This is a genomic window from Brasilonema sennae CENA114 (genome assembly GCF_006968745.1).
Taxonomy (GTDB): Bacteria; Cyanobacteriota; Cyanobacteriia; order Cyanobacteriales; family Nostocaceae; genus Brasilonema; species Brasilonema sennae.
Genome location: NZ_CP030118.1, coordinates 513,097 through 531,478, shown reverse-complemented (window position 1 = coordinate 531,478; position 18,382 = coordinate 513,097). Strand labels below are relative to the sequence as shown.

Sequence of the window (18,382 nt, the reverse complement as noted above, 5' to 3'; positions counted from 1 at the left end):
AATTGGTTGTTTGATGCAACAACTTCAGTTTAGTTTATCGAACTGGTAGATGAGTGAGTTAAGTAGAAGACGACATACATTCATATCGATACTCATGGCTGACACATCCTTTAAAAAAGTCCGCGTTTTCTTTTGTGGACACGTACTTAAAACCAAGTGATTTAATGAGTTCAATGGATGCGACGTTACGAGTGTCAATCTGGGCTGCCACAATCTTAACTTGATAATCGTTGAAAAGATGATTGAGCAGTCGTAAACATCCTTCCTTTGCATAACCTTGTTGCCAGAATGATGGGAAGATCATGTAGGCGATTGCAGCTATTTGATTGGCATATACTGTTGCTTGCAATGTTCCAATATATGTTCCAAATTGGCGAAGACGAATAGCCCAATTCAGCCATACTTCTTGCCCGTCAGGAGAAAGCCTTGAAGATAGCGCGCGATATCGAGTCTGCAAAACTTGCAATGATATGGGAGGCTCCTGTGGGATAAACTGATAAAGGCTTTCATCCTGCAATTGCCTGTAGATATGTGCTGCATGAGATTCCACCAGTGGCTCAAGCAACAGCCGTGAAATTTCAAGTGTTGTTTCAGGTGCAATTAGTTTCATCATTGTACTGTTGTTGTGAGGCAGAAATGATAATAATTTATTCGCCACTGATGACTGCCTCGATTAATTATGGCAAATTTTTAGATGCCTCAATGAGAGTTATTTATTGCATGGCTATCACTTCTGAGTTCCTAATTCATACTTACATCAAAAGATGAATTTGAATAAAATCAATGATACATACCCCGCAATAAAATACAAGCATCTGTTAGCATACTCTGATACTTTATATGAACCAGTTCAAAAATGTATCATTCCTACGACAATAGATCATTACTATGCATCACTACCCTTGAAGAACTTATGGTACTTCGTTGCCAAGAAATTATGAAACAGCAGGACTTAATCCAAGGACTAACTTGCGACCACTGGTAGCCAAAAACCAGAGCGGCTTAATTATAAGTAATCATCCGAACTTGATATTAGACCATGATTATGCTAAACCGTTGGCTTTGCGAAACTCGCTGACAACTTCCTTAACATCACGTAACTCGGCCTCAACCAAGTTGTTTAAGTGGCGCATTTCATCTGCCGAAATTTTTCCACTAAGTTGGGCGATCGCCTTCCTAACTTCCGGATACTTTTGCAATGTTTCTTTCCGTATTATTGGAGTTGCTTCATAAGGTGGAAAATACTGTTTATCATCCTTTAGTACAACTAAACCTAAGCGAGATATTTGCCCATCAGTAGAATTTGCACTTATGATATTGACTTGCTTTTGTAAAAGCGCACGGTATAGCAATCCCAAATCCATAATCCGAGGAGACTGGGCAAAGCGTAAACCGTAGGTTTTAGACAATCCAGGGAAACCATCTTCCCTGTCCATAAACTCGTAACCAAAAGCAGCTCGCCACTGAGGTGCATATTGAGCCGCTTCAGAGAGAGTTTGAATCTTATAACGTCTTGCCTCTTCACCCCTTATGATCATCGCAAACGTATTTTCAAAACCCAAAGATTTCATCACTTCCAAATTAAATTTCTGGGCATAAGCTTGTTTTAAGCGTTGATAAACCTCTTTTGGATCGTTAATTACTTTTTGTTTTAAAATAGCAGTGAAAGCCGTACCTGTATACTCAACATAAGCATCAATTTTGCCAGTAGTTATAGCTTGATGACAAACAAAGGTACCAAGCAAGTCGCGTCGGTCAACTTTTAAATTCGTTGTTGCTTCGATTTGCTGTGCTAAAAGTTCGCTTAAAATAGCCTGCTCACCAAGACCTTTAGAAGCAACAATAATGTCACCACCACTTTTATTAAACTGGCAGCTGACAATCCCTATTACCAAAGCAAAAGTTACAAGGAAAAAGGTGATTTTCTTTGTCATCTATCTATCTTCTTCACTATTGCTGAACTATAATTAATTCGCTCTATTTTTTAGTCACTTGAAATTTTCCTTCCAACCAACCAATAGTAAAATCAGCAAACAAAGCGATCGCGGCTGCAGGAATTGCACCAGCTAAAATTAACTCATTATTAACCGTTACAATACCACGAAAAATCAACTCTCCTAAACCACCAGCACCAATCGCCGCAGCTATAGTTGCAATCCCTATTCCAATCACTGTTGCCACCCGCACCCCTGCTAGGATAACACTTAGAGCCAAGGGAATCTCCACTTGAAGCAACAGTTGTTTATCAGTCATTCCCATGCCTCGCCCAGCTTCTATTATGGCTGGATCAACACCAATAATACCCGTATAAGTATTCCGAATCAGTGGTAACAGAGAATACAATATTAGGGCAACAGCTGCGGGGACTGTTCCAATTCCGCCGATCACAGGTATGGGGATAAGCAAGCCAAACAGTGCTAGACTGGGAACAGTTTGCATAATATTTGCAATACCAAGAATTGGTGCCCGAAGATTCCGCTGGCGAGTAATTAGTATACCAAGTGGAATACCTATCACAGCTGCAATCCCAATAGAAATTGCTACCAACAGCAAATGTTCCAAACTATGTTCCAAGATTTGCGAAGCATATTTTATCAAGAAGAAGTTGTTGATGTTCATAGGGCTGGTTTAAGACATTGCAGAAATGCGAGTGCTTCTGGGTGTTGAGAACCCTGAAATTCCTCTGGTGTACCCAACACTACTAATTTTCCTCCATCCATTAACCCAATTCTTGATGCCAACAGAAATGCTTCTTGGATATCGTGAGTGACAAACACAACTGTCTTACCGAGTTCCTGCTGTAACCGTTTAAATTCTTGTTGCAGCTCTAAACGCGTGATTGGATCGAGTGCGCCAAAAGGTTCATCCATCAACAACACTGGCGGATCTGCAGCTAGCGCCCTTGCGACACCAACTCGTTGTCTTTGCCCTCCTGAAAGTTCATGTGGATATCTTTGAGCAAATTTTTCTGGTTCTAAACCAACTAAATCCAACAATTCACGAACTCGCGTTTGAATCTGTTTGGGTTTCCAACCTTGCAAAGATGGAACTAAACCCACATTACGTTCCACTGTAAAATGGGGAAATAAACCTGTTTCTTGAATCACATAACCAATCTTGCGCCTCAGTCTAATTTCGTCCCATTGAGTTGTGGGAATGCCATTAAATACTACTTCGCCTTGTGTAGGTATAAATAGGCGATTGATTAATTTCATTGTCGTAGTTTTGCCACTACCACTACGTCCTAGTAGTATCAGTGCCTCTCCCGGATGGATACTGAAATTGAGGTTTGATACCAAAGGTCGATTATTCCGGCTAAAGGTAACATTGTCGAATTCGACAGCAATTTGGTTGTCTTGCGACATGGGTAATTTACAAGGTGGTTTTCTGTCATTATCTTCTGATTTTAGTCATATGGGGAATTCAATACTGCTGTAGTAACTGAACTCTTCAGACAGCCATACTTTCAATATGAGTTCAGGACTTACGCATTTCAACGTAATTCCGTCCGCAGCGACCGACAGCGTATGCGCTGCGGACATTCTCCCTTGTTGCGTAAGTCCTGGAGTTGTTAGCTAACAAATTATTTGTCTTGTTATCAAACAAGTGTCGTAAAGGTGTTGAGTAGATGTCGTTTTCACCTAAAGTCTGTTTTACATAATGGTTTTTTAGATATAGCTATAGCCAACTCTATTAGGACGTAGGGAACGCTTAACGCTTAACAGGGTTGAAAATCTCGTGATGTCCATATTTTCTCATTAGTTCATGTCCTAATCTACGTGGCAACGACTATACCTAAAAGGTAAGAAAACCAGAAAACAATGTTATCTATTTGGCGAATCCCTGATAGAGCGTGACTATATAAGCATTATCTTAAGTGACACTAAAAACGTTCATAACGACAAATAATTTGTTACTCCACATCAGCAAGGGTAATCAAATTTGATCGTTTGATTGCTCTTGTCCAGAATCATGAGTTACGATTCCACAGGCTAAGCGTCCACCACCAGCTTCTGCTGCTGTTCCGCCCGCTTTTTGCTGATCCGGTAATAAGTGAATAATGATTGCACTACCATTTTCGTCAAATAAAGTCACCGGACTTTCACTAAGGGTGACTCGACTAGTGAGCACATTGTATGTTGCCTGTCCCTGCTCATCCACCACTAGGTTTGGCAAGTCACCTAAGTGATATGGATGGTTTGCTTCTACTGGAAGTTCCGAACCAAACGGACCAGGATCAAAGTGTCCACCTGTGGTGCTAAAAGCAGGTTGGGCATTTGGTTCGCACACCCCTGCAGCATGAATGTGGAGTCCGTGCAAACCGGGAGTTAGGGTTGCTGGATTGCCTTGAATATAACCCTGAATCCGTACTAATCCATTATTTCGCTGCTTCAAGATTAGGGTGCCACTAATGTCTGTACCTGTAAGCTCAACTCGTCCTCCTATAGGACTCTGCGCTATGCTGGGTTGCCCTAATGTAAGTGTGTAAATCAGCATCAAGCAAACAGAGACTGCGAAAATAAACAGAGATTTTTGTGGTGAAAACTTAATCACTATGACCTCCTACGTTAATAGTAGATAACTTGATTTAGATTCTACACTCGGCGGGTATCCGAGTTGAATAGATAGTATTTTATAAAGAAAAAAGGAACAAAATATACAAGATATATACTGTCAAAAAAGTATTAAGTCAAATTAGCTTCATGTAAAATTTAATGTAGCTTTATTTTTCATTAACTATCCCAAATTATACTAGTTGCAAACAAGCACATTTTGGCAAAAAAATTAGCATAAGCTAATACAACTTTTTGCCAACAAAACCGGAAATATTTAAAAAGAAATGAGCCATGAATAATGGTAAAAATAGTCGTTTGCCTGAGTTAGATAAACTTACAAATACAACTCAAGCACGCACAGAAACGGAAAAGAGTTCTGCTCCTCCCTTGATGCATCTGCTATCAAGGCTCTTTTTCCTAACAAAAACTATTGTCAGCTTTGTCGCAGGGATGCTAAGTGGACTGATCCAACTGGCATCCAAATTTTTTAGGAGCATAAAAATAAAAAAGGGCACGACAATTGCTGCACTGGTGATGGCTGCAATCCTAGCCGGACATACTGTATCGGCACAGGTAACTGCACCGCCTCCGCTGAGTCAGATAAAGGTTCCGGAACCAGATAATCTTGGCGATTTTATCAAGGACAAGGTAACGGCGATCGCCCTAGGAAAATCTCTTTTCTGGGATATGCAGCTTGGCAGCGATGGCATCCAGTCCTGTGCCAGTTGTCACTTTCATGCTGGGGCAGACAGCAGATCCAAAAACCAGATCAACCCAGGTCGGATTAACCCAGATCAAATAGATATAACTTTCAATACGGGAGGCAGTCCAAACTACCAGTTAACGGCAGGAGATTACCCATTCCATAAGCTGTCAGATCCAAATAACATATCATCGACCGTTGTGTCCGACAGTAATGACATCACTGGCTCTCAAGGGGTTTTTCGGTCAGAATTCGTTGACATTGTTCCTGGCAGTGATAAGGACAAGGTGACTCCTAAAAAGGATGATGTCTTCAATGTCAATGGCACGAACGTACGTCGGGTAACGCCGCGCAATACACCGTCGGTGATTAACGCCGTGTTCAACTTTCGTAACTTCTGGGATGGACTGGCTCAAAACACCTTCAACGGGGTGAATCCTTTGGGGTTGAGAGACTCGAATGCTTTTGTTTTGAAAGCAACCAGTCCGAGGCGGCTGGAAGATGTACGAGTCAGTCTCAATAATTCGTCTCTAGCTTCACAGGCGGTGGGACCACCGCTTAATTCCTTCGAGACGGCATTTGAAAACACCACTGTCATCGCGCCGTTTCGGGTTGCGCAGTCCGATACAAACGAGGACACAGTTACGGTGACTGACGCACAAGGTCGGACTGTTGAGAATAACCCTAATTCGCAAGCATCGCAAAACAGCCAAAGCACTACCAACACCGCTGATTCCTCAAGGCAACAACCTTCGACATCAAGTCCAACGCCTTTGAAAAGGTTTGGTAGAAAACTCGGCAAGAAACTACTTGCCCTAGATCCCCTTGCAAAGCAGATTGTGGCTTATGATGACAGCGTTTTAGGTTCTTTAAGCAGATCGTCGCGTTATTCGTCCAAACCAGGTCTGAGAAAGTCCTACGAGGCGTTGATCCGGGACGCCTTCAAACCGGAGTGGTGGCAATCAAATGTGGTCATCCGAGTTGATCCAAAAACTGGCGATCGCACTTTCATCAATAAGCCGAAGAACCGCTTGAGCACTATCGAATATACGCAGATGGAATATAACTTCTCGCTGTTCTTTGGGCTGGCAGTTCAGGCGTACGAATCAACTTTAGTGTCTGCTGATACACCGTTTGACCAGTTCTTAACGGGGAACACTAGCGCCCTGACTTCCCAGCAACAGCAGGGGTGGACTGTTTTCCAGAACAAGGGTCTGTGCATTGGCTGCCACGCTGGATCGGAATTGACCGCCGCTTCAGTAAGTAATGTAGCTCAAAGGAAACGAATCGGACGTGCGCCCATACCTGGTAACCCCGCTGAAGACACTGGCTTCTTTAGGATTGGTGTCAGACCTAACAACGAAGACCCCGGTTTGGGTGCTCTTGATAGGAGTGATAAAGACGACTCAGGAAATCCCCTGGGCAATCCGCTCTCCGAGGTACGGCTAGCTCAGCAGGGTAAATTTAAGCAGCTCCTCGGCGAAGATCCCCCTACGCTTAATCCACCGCTAAGTCCTAGTGAAACGGTGATTGCAGACGGAGCCTTTAAAGCACCCGGACTCCGCAATGTGGAACTCACTGCCCCCTACTTCCACAATGGAGGTCAAGCGACCCTGGAGCAAGTAGTTGATTTTTACAGCCGGGGCGGGGACTTTGGCGGTCTGCCAGTGCTGAACCTGAAACCAGAAGAAAAACAGCAACTGGTTGCCTTTTTGAAAGGGCTGACTGATGAGCGAGTCCGCAAGCAAAAAGCGCCCTTCGACCACCCGCAACTGTTTGTCCCTAACGGACATCCAGGAAACCAATACTCTGTGACCATCGACCCCAAGGTCAAAACCAATGACGGTACCACGCAAGCTACGGATTCTCTTTTGGAAATCCCAGCTGTCGGTCGTAACGGTGGCAATCCTTTGCGGAACTTCTTGGCAACCTTTTGAGAAAGTCACGTAGTTCCTAATTGAAAAAAGCCTGGAACACCAGGCTTTTTTTTATCTGGCAATAATTGTTTAGAATATCAACGCTCTAGGACAACGTTTGAAGTTTGTTGATCACAAATCTTCTGGGGTTATGCTCTGTAGGCTGTACACTAAATCCCCCAATACCCCAGTTTGCCACGCTACACTTCGTTCCGCTCGCTGCGGACATATTACTATCACAACACATTGCTGAGGTATCGATGAACAAACTGAACGCAGATTGAACCCTCACCAACACCAGAAGCAACTCGCTTGACTGAACCATGACGCACATCACCCACAGCAAAAACACCAGGGATGTTGGTTTCTAGCAAAAAGGGATCGCGTTCTAGCGTCCATCCTTTGATGCGTTGTCCATCTTTTTGCAAATCTGGACCTGTGATGATGTAGCCGTGTTGGTCTCGTTCAATCACACCATCTAACCATTCCGTACGGGGAACTGCACCAATAAAAATAAACAGTGATGTTGCAGGAACGGTTTGCGTTTCACCTGTTAAAGAATTGTGAATAGTAATGGATTCTAAACTTGTTTCTCCTTTTGCTTCTCTGACACTAGTATGTGTCTTGACTGTAATATTAAGTGTTTGTGCAATTTGGTCAATCAGATACTGGGACATACTCTTAGTTAAGGAGTCGCCACGTATTAACATCGTCACATGCTTGGCGTAGCGAGAAAAGTACATTGCTGCTTGTCCGGCTGAGTTTGCGCCACCCACAATGTAAACGTCTTCATCTTGGCAACTCATTGCTTCGGCCTGTGCAGCACCGTAATACACCCCTGCACCTGTCAAACGATCAAGCCCAGGGATATCCAGCCGCCGCCACGACACGCCTAGCGCTAACATCAGGGCGTGGCAACTGATTTCACTACCGTCTTCTAGTTGCACAAATCGATACTGATTTTCTACGCGGATACCCTTAACTTCTTGTGGTGTGAGAATTTCGACTCCAAACCGTTTTGCTTGGGTGACACCACGCCGTGCCAAATCACCTCCACTCAAACCTGTAGGAAAGCCAAGGTAATTTTCAATACGTGAGCTTGTTCCGGCTTGTCCTCCTGGGGCTTCACGTTCAATCATCACCGTGCGTAGTCCTTCTGATGCGGCATAGACCGCAGCTGCTAAACCAGCAGGACCGCCACCAACGATAATCAAGTCATAAAACGGTTTTTCTGCTTGGGTTCGTAGTCCAATTTTCTCTGCAACTTGCAGGTTGGTTGGCTGCATGACATGGGAACCATCCCCAAACAGCACGATAGGTAAGTGTAATTTATCACACTCAGAGTACTCTACTAGTTTTTGTGCCTCTTCAGATAATTCGATATCTAACCACTGGTAAGGCACTTGATTTCGTGCGAGGAAATCTTTAACTTGATGAGAATAGGGAGACCAACGGTTACCGATGACGCGAATCCCTTCAAACGGTGGGTGGAAGCCTGCTTGCCAGTCATCAAGTAAATCGTCCAGCACTGGATACAAGCGTTCTTCTGGTGGATCCCACGGCTTCATTAAGTAGTAATCTATTTTTGTGTTGTTGATGGCACGGATTGCGGCATCAGTATCTGCGTAGGCGGTGAGTAAGGCACGTTTTGCATCGGGGAACATTGACATGGCTTGTTCCAAAAACTCCACGCCGGACATCTGGGGCATCCGTTGATCGACAAGGAACAGCGACACTGGCTGATTGCGAAGTTTGAGTTGTTCCAAGGCTTCCAAGGCACTGGCACCAGAGTCAGCGCGGATAATTCGGAAGCGATCGCCATATTCCTGCCGTAGGTCCCGCGCCACGGCTTGCAAAACTTCTGGATCATCGTCTACCGTTATGATGACAGGTTTAGCCATAGCGCTTTGGTGACCTCCATTTTTAGATAGTTGCTTTTTTATATATCACACAAGATACTCGTATAAACCAATTAAGGTTCCATCTGGATCTCGAAGATAAGCTGTTTTCATTCCGTAGTAGGGATTATTCATCGGCGTTACACTAAATTGCACCCCTTTGTGTGTGAGCCGTTGATATTCCTCCTCTAGATTATGCACTGTAAAAACTAATACTACAGTGTCTTGACATTCTGCATGAGCAGGCTTTTCTGCATTGTGAATCATTTGTGCCATTTCTTGCCGCTTTGATACGGCAAGTCTCATCTCTCCGGCTTTAAACTCAGCATATCCGGCTTCTTCATCTTTTACAGCAATATCAAATTCGATGACATCTTTGTAAAACAAGAAACAAGCCTTCCAATCTTTTACAAGCAATCTTGTGTATGATTTGCTAACTTTCATAAACTTTGTACCTCTTTTCTTTGCCGCCTTTGTATTTTTGCGGTTCTATTCCTTTATTAATTATTGATGACAACTGCAATATGATGGTTATCAATTGGGTGAAACACAGGTTTTTGTTGGGGAACAACACTGTGCCCTGTGAATGTGTTGTATCCAGCGGATGGGGAATCCTTGTGGAATTAGTTGAAAATCAGAATTTTTCTACAGCAGGTCGCAAATCAAGTTCCAAAGTCCATGCTGTTGAATCTTGTTGATACAATTGCCAATATGTTTGGGCGAATCTCCTAAGCCCTGCGGGCACGCTACGCGAACGGAGACGCTGCGCGAACGCCTCAGGTGCCAGTAATGTATGTTCTTCAGCCTCCGATACCATTGCTCGCACTCTTTGAGTATTAATCATGCCATCAATAATGATATGAGCTACGTGAATTCCTTGAGGACTAAACTCCCGTGCCAACGACTGCGCCAATGCTCGTAGCCCAAATTTACCCACCGCCAAAGCTGCAAATTTGGCTGAACCTTTCACAGCAGCTGTTGCTCCCGTTAACAGAATAGTACCGCGACCTCGCTCAACCATCGCTGGAAGGACCTGTTGTACTGCTAAAAAAGCTCCAAAACAATTTACTTTCCATGAAAACTCAAACTGCTCTGGTGTCAGTTCCAGGATACCAGCCTTCTGAAATGCTCCAGCATTGTAGACAAAGACTTCAGGTGCACCTAGTTGCGAGGACACCTGCTCAAAAGCGGCTTTTACTGATGCAGGGTCAGTTCCATCAACCGTAACAGACAATGCTTTCCCGCCAGACTGTTCAATTTCTGACTGAATTTGAGTCAGCTGTTGTGAGTTTCTTGCCATTCATCCTACAGCAAAGCCTTCTCGTGCAAACCGATGAGCAACTGCGGCTCCCAGTCCCGGACCGACACCTAAAACAACTGCAACCTTTGATTGACTCATCTTATCTCCTTAATTACAAGCAAGTGCAGTATCTAAACACAACAAGGGTAAGAATTGCAAACGCCACACCTGCATAAAATTTCTTTTTTTATATTAAATTCACTATGAATTGAATTGTGGGCATGGATGAACAAACTACCATGCCCGACAAGACGTTATGATTCCTTTGCAGAACGAAGGCGGCGTTGACGCAGCAGGAAACCGGCTCCAGTCACTCCCACACCAACTAGGGCTAAGTTGGTTCCCGGTTCTGGAATTTTTTGAGGTACTTGGAAAAAGCCACTTAAAATTGCTCGACCTCTTAGGGGAGCAGTTGGATCTTGATCAAGTGGTTCAGTCTCAGAAAAATTCAGTACACCAGTAGCACCAGCGAATCTACCCGAACCGCCAGTGATAGTTATGGTGCCAGAACCATCTAATGTACCGTTTGCGTTGTTAATTGCAGCTGTAGCGTTACTGCTGCCAAACAATTGATCATCGCCGCTGCCAAAAAACCTATCAACTCCTACTGCTAAGTCTTCTAAACCAAAGTTTGCAGCGTTTGGAACAAAAGTGAAAACACCAGTTTGGGAATCAAATCGACTGTAGTTAATGCTTGTAAAGTTAGTCAAACCATAAGGGGCACTAGGATTAAAGCCTGAGACAGATGCTTGTGAAACTTCCGGCGTGATGGGTGTAAGAATCACCTCTGTATCATAAACAGCATCAAAAGAATATGTAGTTTGGGCAACTACTCGTACAGCACTGGCTGCAACACTAAGTAAAGCAGCTATTGGAACAAGCCATACAGTATGTGAGCGAAGTATCATTTGCTCAAGTCCTATTGTGAGGAAATACTATTATTTTTGCAGGGAATGCTCTCTATGAAACTTCACGTTATGGGGGAAGCATTTTTTACTGTTGCTTAGTAGATAGCAGCAGTGCATCAGGCGATACGCTAGAGGCGTATCGCAGACTCAATTTCGGAACAGTGGTTTTCAAAACTACTGCAAAAGACCACCAGGTTGTAGTTCTAAGAATGGGTAATCAGTGTATCCTTTTTCGTCTGGTGCGTAAAATGTTTTTACATCAGGCTCGTTTAAAGAAGCATCCAGTTCAAAGCGTTTTGGTAAGTCAGGATTAGCGATAAACAACTTGCCAAAAGAAACCAAATCTGCATCACCATTAGCAAGTATACTATCTCCCTTGGCATGGTCGTAACCGCCATTGGCAATTAAAGTTCCTTTGTAAATTTTACGGAAGTAGGGTGTTACTGGGTTCATTACATCACGGGTTGCCAAATCACCCTCATTCGGTTCCATTAGATGGAGATATGCCAATCCAAAGCGATTGAGAGCATTTATTGCATAACCAAAAGTTTCTTGCGGATTCGAGTCGCCCATCCCGTAGAATGTGTTGCTAGGGGAAAGTTTGATCCCAACACGATTTGCACCCCACACACTAGCAACTGCTTCCACGACTTCCAGCAGAAATCGTGCTCGATTTTCTATCGAACCACCGTATTTATCTGTGCGTTTGTTTGTGTAATCTTGGAGAAACTGGTCAATTAGGTAACCAAAAGCCCCATGTAATTCCACGCCATCGAATCCCGCAGTCAGGGCATTTTCTGCACCTTTACGAAACTGCTCGACAATTTCAGGAATTTCATGGGTTTCTAGAGCACGGGGTGTTTCCATTGCTACTTTTCCGACTGGGGTGTGCAGTTGCCCTGAAGCCGCAAGAGCAGAAGGTGCAACGGGTAATTGTCCACCCAATAAAGAAGGATGAGAAACCCTGCCACAGTGCCATAATTGCAAGAAAATTCTTCCCCCCTTCTCATGTACGGCATCTGTCACTTGCCGCCATCCATCAACTTGTTGCGCTGAGTATATACCCGGACAATTCATGTAGCCTAAACTCAAAGGAGAAACCATTGTGCATTCAGTAACAATTAGCCCTGCTGTTGCCCGTTGCGTGTAGTAAGTCGCCATCAATGAGTTGGGAATGTTGTCAATGGCTCGCAAACGAGTCATTGGTGACATCACCATCCGGTTTGGTAGGGTATAGCGACCAAGTTGAACAGGAGTGAAAAGATTTATATTGGAAGTCACAGGGATTATCTCCATTATTCTTGTTGACCTCGTTCCCAGACAAAGCGCCTGGGAACGCACAACTGTGGGCTGCTGCGTTGGCTGTTAACAATAGAGGCTGAGCCTCCAAGATTTCATTCCTTGGCTGAGCCAAGGAACGAGGAAAGCAAACAAAGCCAATTAATCGGTAGGCTGAGTGTAGACGACTTCGTAAAGATGAAACTTGTTCTCAGCTAGACCTTGCCAATACTCACTCAAGGGCTTGTACTTTGGATCTTTGAGCAGCTCTTCAAAATCTGCTAAACTGCGCCACTGTCCGTAATTCACATTATGCACGCCATCAAGCGAACGGTGGAAGTTGGCAGAAAGGAGTCCTGGATTTTGCAAACTTACTCCTACATATTCCTTCTCCAATTCCACTAAGCGCATCTGATTTTCTGGCTTGACTCGGAATTCTGCGAGGTGAATCAAACCGCCTTTGGCAATATTGAGTGTAGCGTCATCTGGTTTAGAGACAACCACCTCGTAGATGTGTGACTCATGAATCTGGAACTGGGAAAGTTTAGCTGCTTTGGCTTGCACTTCGGAATTATTGATAAACGCTTGGTAATCTTCCAGCGTTTTCCACTGAGCATAATTCATGACTCGCACGCCATCAATACTTTTGTGGATGCTAGATGAAACAAAACCGGACTGGTGCTTTACCGTTGTTTCAAGAAATTCGATGATAGTATCAATGAGTTCCTGCTGACGTTCCGCTTCTACGGCGAAGATAATGATCACCGTAATGACATCGTTGTTTTTGGCAATGGTGGGCATCCCGTTATCTGCTCCATAAAACTTATACATTGCTGAACAATGCGGTTTATTTCTCGCTTCAGCCAAGGTAGTCGGCTACTTCTTGTCTACGAGCGTCACTTCCGGTTGAGCCAACCGTACAAAATCCAATGGTGCGTTCAACAAGTTATAAGCCGCATTCAAATCCCTATCCATCGTTATTGTGTGAGCCAAGCACGATCTATCTTGACACTGATAAACTCGGTCAGAAAGTTTCAGATTATCGTGCTTGTTCCCGCAGATTGAGCATAGTTTTGACGATGGATACCACCTGTCAACTAACTCTACCTTGGTTCCGAAAAATTCAGACTTGTAGATTAGTTGACGACGGAATTCGTAAAATCCTAAATCAGAAATTGCTGACGAAAGTTTTCTATTAGCCAGCATTCCTGAAACGTTTAGGTCTTCTATCCGAATCCGGTAAAACTTACAGCTTATATCTGTTGTCGTCTTATGCAGAAAATCTTGGCGTTGATTGGCGATTCGAGCGTGTTTCTTGGCAATAGAGTTATAAAACTTCTTTGCTCTATTCGACTGTTTTATTCCTTGGCGACGGTTGCCAGATTGCTTATTTCGATTTCGCCACTGTGCCTTGGCTAGCTTGGTTTTCGCTCTTTTATAAGGCTTGGGGGCTTCAATTTGGAAACCATCACTGAGGGTGCAAAAACATTTCACGCCTAAATCAATTCCTACCGCTTCTTGTGGGTGATAAGTTGGCGGTATTCTATCAGCATCTACTGCAAAAGATACGTACCATTTATCAGCTTGGCGACTGATAGTAAAAGTTTGCGTGCAGTACGAACACGGGTTCGCTTCTTTGAGACGAAAAGTCCCTAAAGTCGGAATCTTTATCTTTTTGCCAAACAAGATTAAAACCTTGCCATTGCTGTCGTAAACAGTAAACGAATCTCCATTCTTCTTCGATTTCAAGACAGGTTTACCAGATAACCCTTTAGCCCATCTTTGGTAAGCCTGTCCTAAATCCATAAAAGCTCGTTGATAAACCTTGGACGATAGCTCGTTCATCCATTGATTTTCTGGTTGCTTTTTGGTGTAGTTGGTGAATACTTTCTTTATTTCGTTTATCTGTTTAGTGATACTTCCTTTTACTCCAGCAGAGTGCAAACCCTGTGTCAGTGCCAAGCCGTAGTTATAAACAAAACGTGCATAACCAGAATGTTTACGCATCAAAGTTTGCTCTTTATTATTTAGTTTTAGCTCTACTTTGATGGCGTACATTGCAGATTATATTTTTGTTTTATACGATTATTGTACGTATAATTGCACGGCATGTCAATGGCTAAACAAACGGAAAGGTTAGAGATTCGGATTACAGCAGACGAATTAAAAACACTAGAGCTATATTGTCAGCTAGTTGATTTGAATAAAAGTGATGTGTTGCGAGAATACATTCAGTCCTTGAAAAAGAAAATAAAGAAAATGAACAGCAATGTTTAGATATGTTCAGAGCTTTACAGTGATTCAACGTTTAGGACGATCTCCTGATGTGTTGGTGAATGACAATTATTTGGAATCACGGAAAATCGAAATCTGGAAGCATCGTACCTTCTGTTATGCACCACTGGTACTAGCCATTTTCTAGGTCGTCAGTGACAAAAGTTACGCAAAACAGACATATTGTATGGCACAGTCGTTACCTGTTTTGTGAATGATTGGCACACAATGTTTAATGATTGACACAAAAAAGAGTAGGTGGGGGATGCCCCACCTACTCAGTCAATTTACCGATGAGTTTCAGTTGGAACTCTGCCATCCTCTACGGGCTGTAGCTGTGGATGTTTGTGGCGTCGTCGTGTTAGGCGATCGCGAATTTTTCCAATTACTATATACAGAATTGGCACAACAAACAGACTTAACAAAGTCGAGACAAGCATCCCACCAACAACAGCAGTACCAAGGGATTTTCGACTAGCTGCCCCAGCTCCTTCTGGAAAAACTAATGGTCCAATACCCAGAATAAAAGCAAAGGAAGTCATGAGAATTGGTCGTAAGCGTTCTTGTGAAGCTTGAATGGCTGCTTTGGTAATCGAAAGCCCCTGCTCGCGTAGTTGATTGGCAAACTCTACAATCAAAATTGCGTTCTTACTTGCCAAACCAATCAGCATCACTAAACCGATCTGACAATAAACATCATTGGCTAGACCCCGCAACGACTGTGCCGACAGTGCTCCCAAGATAGCCAGAGGGACTGTGAGCATAATAATCAAAGGGTCAACATAATTTTCATACTGAGCCGCCAGCACTAGGAATACAAACACAAGTCCTAAGGCGAAAATCAGAGGGGCTTGACCGCCGGACTGTTGTTCTTCCGCAGCAACTCCGGACCATTCATAACCAAAGCCTGCTGGTAAAACCTCCTTTGCCACTTGCTGCATCGCTTGAATTGATTGCCCTGAGCTATAACCAGGAGCGGCTGCACCATTGATTTCAATTGAGCGGAACAAGTTATAGTGATTAATTGTTTGCGCCCCGGTATTTGCAGTCACTTTTACCAGATTACTCAAAGGAATCATTTGATTGTTGGCAGAACTTTGACTATTGGTAGAACTTTGATTATTGGTAGAACTTTGAGTGTTGCTAGAACGGACATACAATGAACCAATATCCGCAGGATTTGAGCGAAACTGAGTATCTGCTTGGACATACACTCGGTAGGTTCTTTGGAGATAATTAAAATCGTTGACGTAGCGCGAACCCAAGTAACTCTGTAGGGTATTAAAGATATCTGAGATGTTGACTTGCAGCGCCTTAGCTTTGTTGCGGTCTACTTCAATTAAAAGCTGAGGGGTATTTGCGGAAAAAGTGCTAAATACAGCTTGCAATCCTGGTGTTTGATTGCCCCGTTGGAGTAACTGACCCATAACTTGCAGCATGGTATTTAAGCCACTATTGCCTTTTCTATCTTGTAGCTCAAATTGGAAACCACCAAAACTGCCTAAACCTTGAATTGCTGGCGGATTAACTGGCAAAATTCTTGCTTCTGTAATCGTTGAGAACTTGGCTGCCAAATTTTTGATGATTCCCTGTGCTGATTGGCTAGCCTCATGGCGCTCGTCCCAAGGTTTGAGTGTTGTAAAAATTGCACCACTGTTCGCAGTGCTACCACTAAAACCAAAGCCACCAATAGCGAAAGTCCCTACAACCTCAGGTAGTTTAAGAATTTCTGCTTCTACCTGACTCATGACTTTACTGGTGTAATTGAGCGAAACACCCTCAGGACCTTGAATAATGGTGATGAAATAGCCTTGGTCTTCATCGGGAAGAAAAGCCTGAGGCACGCGGGTGTAAAGCCAGGCGGTTACCCCTAAAGACAAAATAAACAGCAACACTATGATTGCTGTAAAACGAGTTAAGCCGTAGAGAGTTCGCTCATATTTTCTGCGCGTCCAATTAATTAAGTTATTAAACTTTGTAAATACCCAACCCAGCACACCACCCGGTTTTTGCCCTGGACGCAGTAACAAAGCTGAAAGGGAAGGAGTCAGAGTAAGGGCTAGAAAAGTTGAAATTGCAACAGAAAATGCGATTGTTAAAGCGAATTGGCGATAAATTTGCCCTGTAGAGCCTGGAAAGAAAGCAACGGGAACAAAAACTGCCATTAGCACCAAGGAAGTGGCGATGACTGCCCCAAAAAGTTCACTCATTGCTGCAGAGGCTGCTTGCTCTGGTGACATTTCCTCATCTTCCATCAGGCGAGTGATGTCCTCAACTACGATAATCGCATCATCAACAACTAGTCCTGTGGCTAAAGTTAAACCAAACATGGTCAACGTGTTGATTGAAAACCCAAAAACCTTAACAAAGGCAAAGGTGCCAATTAATGTTAGGGGAATGACAATGACGGGAATCAGAGTGGTGCGCCAGTTCTGTAAGAAGAGAAAAATGACTATAACTACAAGGACAATTGACTCAAACAGCGTTTTGAATACTTCGGAAAGGGATGCTTCCACAAATAAAGTCGTATCAAACGCGATCTGGTAATCCAGTCCTGGGGGAAAGTCTTGAGCAAGTCGCGCGATTTCGGTTTTTACTGCCTTAGCAACATCCAAAGCATTACTTCCTGGAGTCGGAAAGATACCGATACCCACACCCTCTTTGGCTCTAAACCGTAGGAATGAGTTATAGTTTTCTGCTCCCAGTTCTGCTCGACCGACATCTTTGAGCTTGATCAGCGTGCCATTTTGATCTGCTTTGAGAATCATGTCCTCAAATTCAGACGGTTCCTTGAGTCTGCTGAGCGCTTGCAAGTCTATTTGATACGTTTGGTCTTTTGGAGCCGGCTGTTGACCAATTTGCCCAGCACCTACCTGTATGTTTTGTTCATTGAGAGCATTAATCACATCTTGAGCGGTGAGGTTGCGACTGGCAAGGCGGTTGGGATCGAGCCACAGACGCATAGCGTAACGGCGTTCACCAAAAATCCGCGCTTCACTCACACCGCTAATTCTTTTGAGAGCATCTACTATGTAAAGGTCAGCGTAGTTGCTTAAAAATACGTTGTTAAACTCATTTTTCTGACTGTACAAACCTATTGCCAACAGGATATTAGAGGACTGTTTACTAACAGTAACCCCAGTTCGCTGTACCGGTTCTGGCAACTGCGGTTCAGCCAGCGATACCCGATTTTGCACATCGACTGCTGCAATATCCTTATTACGGGACGCGTCAAATGTGACCGTAATCGTACTGGCACCATTATTACTGCTACTCGAAGTCATATACTTCAAGCCCTCGACCCCGTTGATTTGCCGCTCTAAGACAGTCGTAACCGTATTTTCTACGACTTCAGCACTAGCACCGACGTAGTTTGCAGAAACGGTAACTTGCACTGGGCTGATTTCTGGATACTGTGCCGTGGGTAGTGTTGGGATGCTAACTGCTCCAACTAGCAAAATAAGAATAGCGCAGACACTGGTAAAGACTGGTCGCTTGATGAAAAAGTCAACAAACATAAGTCATGGGGGAATAGTAAATTGCACAACA

General features: G+C 43.7%; 16 protein-coding genes. 3 read left to right on the top strand and 13 right to left on the bottom strand.

Annotated elements, in window-relative coordinates; genetic code table 11:
* Nucleotides 1-58: 58 nt before the first annotated feature.
* The 5 genes from DP114_RS02205 to DP114_RS02185 form a co-directional block, all read right to left on the bottom strand.
* Entirely contained in the window at nucleotides 59-658 is a 600-nt protein-coding gene (locus DP114_RS02205; protein WP_171975330.1) for a GNAT family N-acetyltransferase, read from the bottom strand.
* A gap of 385 nt (nucleotides 659-1,043) precedes the next feature.
* Entirely contained in the window at nucleotides 1,044-1,934 is an 891-nt protein-coding gene (locus DP114_RS02200) for a glycine betaine ABC transporter substrate-binding protein (protein ID WP_171975329.1), read from the bottom strand.
* A gap of 43 nt (nucleotides 1,935-1,977) precedes the next feature.
* The gene (locus DP114_RS02195) at nucleotides 1,978-2,619 is read right to left on the bottom strand and encodes an ABC transporter permease (RefSeq protein ID WP_169267387.1); all 642 of its coding nucleotides are present in this window, start codon (nucleotides 2,617-2,619) and stop codon (nucleotides 1,978-1,980) included.
* Nucleotides 2,616-3,365 (bottom strand): ATP-binding cassette domain-containing protein, encoded by a 750-nt coding sequence (locus DP114_RS02190; protein WP_169267388.1) that lies wholly within the window; start codon nucleotides 3,363-3,365, stop codon nucleotides 2,616-2,618. Before DP114_RS02190 ends, DP114_RS02195 begins: the two co-directional genes overlap by 4 nt.
* Before the next feature lie 571 nt (nucleotides 3,366-3,936).
* Complete coding sequence (locus tag DP114_RS02185) at nucleotides 3,937-4,557, bottom strand: superoxide dismutase family protein (RefSeq protein WP_246163479.1); 621 nt, start codon at nucleotides 4,555-4,557, stop codon at nucleotides 3,937-3,939.
* Nucleotides 4,558-4,847: 290 nt separating this feature from the next.
* Between DP114_RS02185 and DP114_RS02180 the strand changes: the two genes are divergently transcribed.
* Nucleotides 4,848-7,196 (top strand): cytochrome-c peroxidase, encoded by a 2,349-nt coding sequence (locus tag DP114_RS02180; protein WP_370469268.1) that lies wholly within the window; start codon nucleotides 4,848-4,850, stop codon nucleotides 7,194-7,196.
* A 215-nt stretch (nucleotides 7,197-7,411) separates the two neighbouring features.
* Here the strand turns inward: DP114_RS02180 and DP114_RS02175 are convergent, their stop codons facing one another.
* The 7 genes from DP114_RS02175 to DP114_RS02145 form a co-directional block, all read right to left on the bottom strand.
* Nucleotides 7,412-9,076 (bottom strand): response regulator, encoded by a 1,665-nt coding sequence (locus DP114_RS02175; RefSeq protein ID WP_171975328.1) that lies wholly within the window; start codon nucleotides 9,074-9,076, stop codon nucleotides 7,412-7,414.
* A gap of 45 nt (nucleotides 9,077-9,121) precedes the next feature.
* Entirely contained in the window at nucleotides 9,122-9,517 is a 396-nt protein-coding gene (locus DP114_RS02170; protein WP_169264245.1) for a VOC family protein, read from the bottom strand.
* Nucleotides 9,518-9,707: 190 nt separating this feature from the next.
* Nucleotides 9,708-10,373, bottom strand: a complete 666-nt coding sequence (locus DP114_RS02165; RefSeq protein WP_246163031.1) for an SDR family NAD(P)-dependent oxidoreductase — start codon at nucleotides 10,371-10,373, stop codon at nucleotides 9,708-9,710.
* Nucleotides 10,374-10,627: 254 nt separating this feature from the next.
* A complete protein-coding gene (locus tag DP114_RS02160) occupies nucleotides 10,628-11,281 on the bottom strand; it encodes a PEP-CTERM sorting domain-containing protein (protein WP_171975327.1) in 654 nt (217 codons plus the stop codon).
* 174 nt (nucleotides 11,282-11,455) lie between these two features.
* Nucleotides 11,456-12,562: an alkene reductase gene (locus tag DP114_RS02155; RefSeq protein WP_216669964.1), complete on the bottom strand. Its 1,107-nt coding sequence runs from the start codon at nucleotides 12,560-12,562 to the stop codon at nucleotides 11,456-11,458.
* 159 nt (nucleotides 12,563-12,721) lie between these two features.
* Nucleotides 12,722-13,390: an antibiotic biosynthesis monooxygenase family protein gene (locus DP114_RS02150; protein WP_246163030.1), complete on the bottom strand. Its 669-nt coding sequence runs from the start codon at nucleotides 13,388-13,390 to the stop codon at nucleotides 12,722-12,724.
* 45 nt (nucleotides 13,391-13,435) lie between these two features.
* A complete protein-coding gene (locus tag DP114_RS02145) occupies nucleotides 13,436-14,617 on the bottom strand; it encodes an RNA-guided endonuclease InsQ/TnpB family protein (RefSeq protein ID WP_169264248.1) in 1,182 nt (393 codons plus the stop codon).
* Between the two features lie 57 nt (nucleotides 14,618-14,674).
* Here DP114_RS02145 and DP114_RS02140 point away from each other — a divergent pair, with 57 nt between their 5' ends.
* Complete coding sequence (locus DP114_RS02140; RefSeq protein WP_169264249.1) at nucleotides 14,675-14,836, top strand: CopG family transcriptional regulator; 162 nt, start codon at nucleotides 14,675-14,677, stop codon at nucleotides 14,834-14,836.
* Nucleotides 14,829-14,981, top strand: coding sequence for a hypothetical protein (locus DP114_RS02135; protein WP_172195148.1), 153 nt, complete (start codon nucleotides 14,829-14,831; stop codon nucleotides 14,979-14,981). Before DP114_RS02140 ends, DP114_RS02135 begins: the two co-directional genes overlap by 8 nt.
* Before the next feature lie 139 nt (nucleotides 14,982-15,120).
* Here DP114_RS02135 and DP114_RS02130 read toward each other — a convergent pair whose 3' ends face one another.
* A complete protein-coding gene (locus DP114_RS02130; protein ID WP_169264250.1) occupies nucleotides 15,121-18,351 on the bottom strand; it encodes an efflux RND transporter permease subunit in 3,231 nt (1,076 codons plus the stop codon).
* Nucleotides 18,352-18,382: the final 31 nt, after the last annotated feature.

What these genes read in the sequence shown, in the direction of transcription:
- DP114_RS02200 (WP_171975329.1), bottom strand. Translation starts at nt 1,934, where the DNA reads ATGACAAAGAAAATCACCTTTTTCCTTGTAACTTTTGCTTTGGTAATA.
- DP114_RS02195 (WP_169267387.1), bottom strand. Translation starts at nt 2,619, where the DNA reads ATGAACATCAACAACTTCTTCTTGATAAAATATGCTTCGCAAATCTTG.
- DP114_RS02190 (WP_169267388.1), bottom strand. Translation starts at nt 3,365, where the DNA reads ATGTCGCAAGACAACCAAATTGCTGTCGAATTCGACAATGTTACCTTT.
- DP114_RS02180 (WP_370469268.1), top strand. Translation starts at nt 4,848, where the DNA reads ATGAATAATGGTAAAAATAGTCGTTTGCCTGAGTTAGATAAACTTACA.
- DP114_RS02175 (WP_171975328.1), bottom strand. Translation starts at nt 9,076, where the DNA reads ATGGCTAAACCTGTCATCATAACGGTAGACGATGATCCAGAAGTTTTG.
- DP114_RS02170 (WP_169264245.1), bottom strand. Translation starts at nt 9,517, where the DNA reads ATGAAAGTTAGCAAATCATACACAAGATTGCTTGTAAAAGATTGGAAG.
- DP114_RS02165 (WP_246163031.1), bottom strand. Translation starts at nt 10,373, where the DNA reads ATGGCAAGAAACTCACAACAGCTGACTCAAATTCAGTCAGAAATTGAA.
- DP114_RS02160 (WP_171975327.1), bottom strand. Translation starts at nt 11,281, where the DNA reads ATGATACTTCGCTCACATACTGTATGGCTTGTTCCAATAGCTGCTTTA.
- DP114_RS02150 (WP_246163030.1), bottom strand. Translation starts at nt 13,390, where the DNA reads ATGTATAAGTTTTATGGAGCAGATAACGGGATGCCCACCATTGCCAAA.
- DP114_RS02145 (WP_169264248.1), bottom strand. Translation starts at nt 14,617, where the DNA reads ATGTACGCCATCAAAGTAGAGCTAAAACTAAATAATAAAGAGCAAACT.
- DP114_RS02140 (WP_169264249.1), top strand. Translation starts at nt 14,675, where the DNA reads ATGGCTAAACAAACGGAAAGGTTAGAGATTCGGATTACAGCAGACGAA.
- DP114_RS02135 (WP_172195148.1), top strand. Translation starts at nt 14,829, where the DNA reads ATGTTTAGATATGTTCAGAGCTTTACAGTGATTCAACGTTTAGGACGA.
- DP114_RS02130 (WP_169264250.1), bottom strand. Translation starts at nt 18,351, where the DNA reads ATGTTTGTTGACTTTTTCATCAAGCGACCAGTCTTTACCAGTGTCTGC.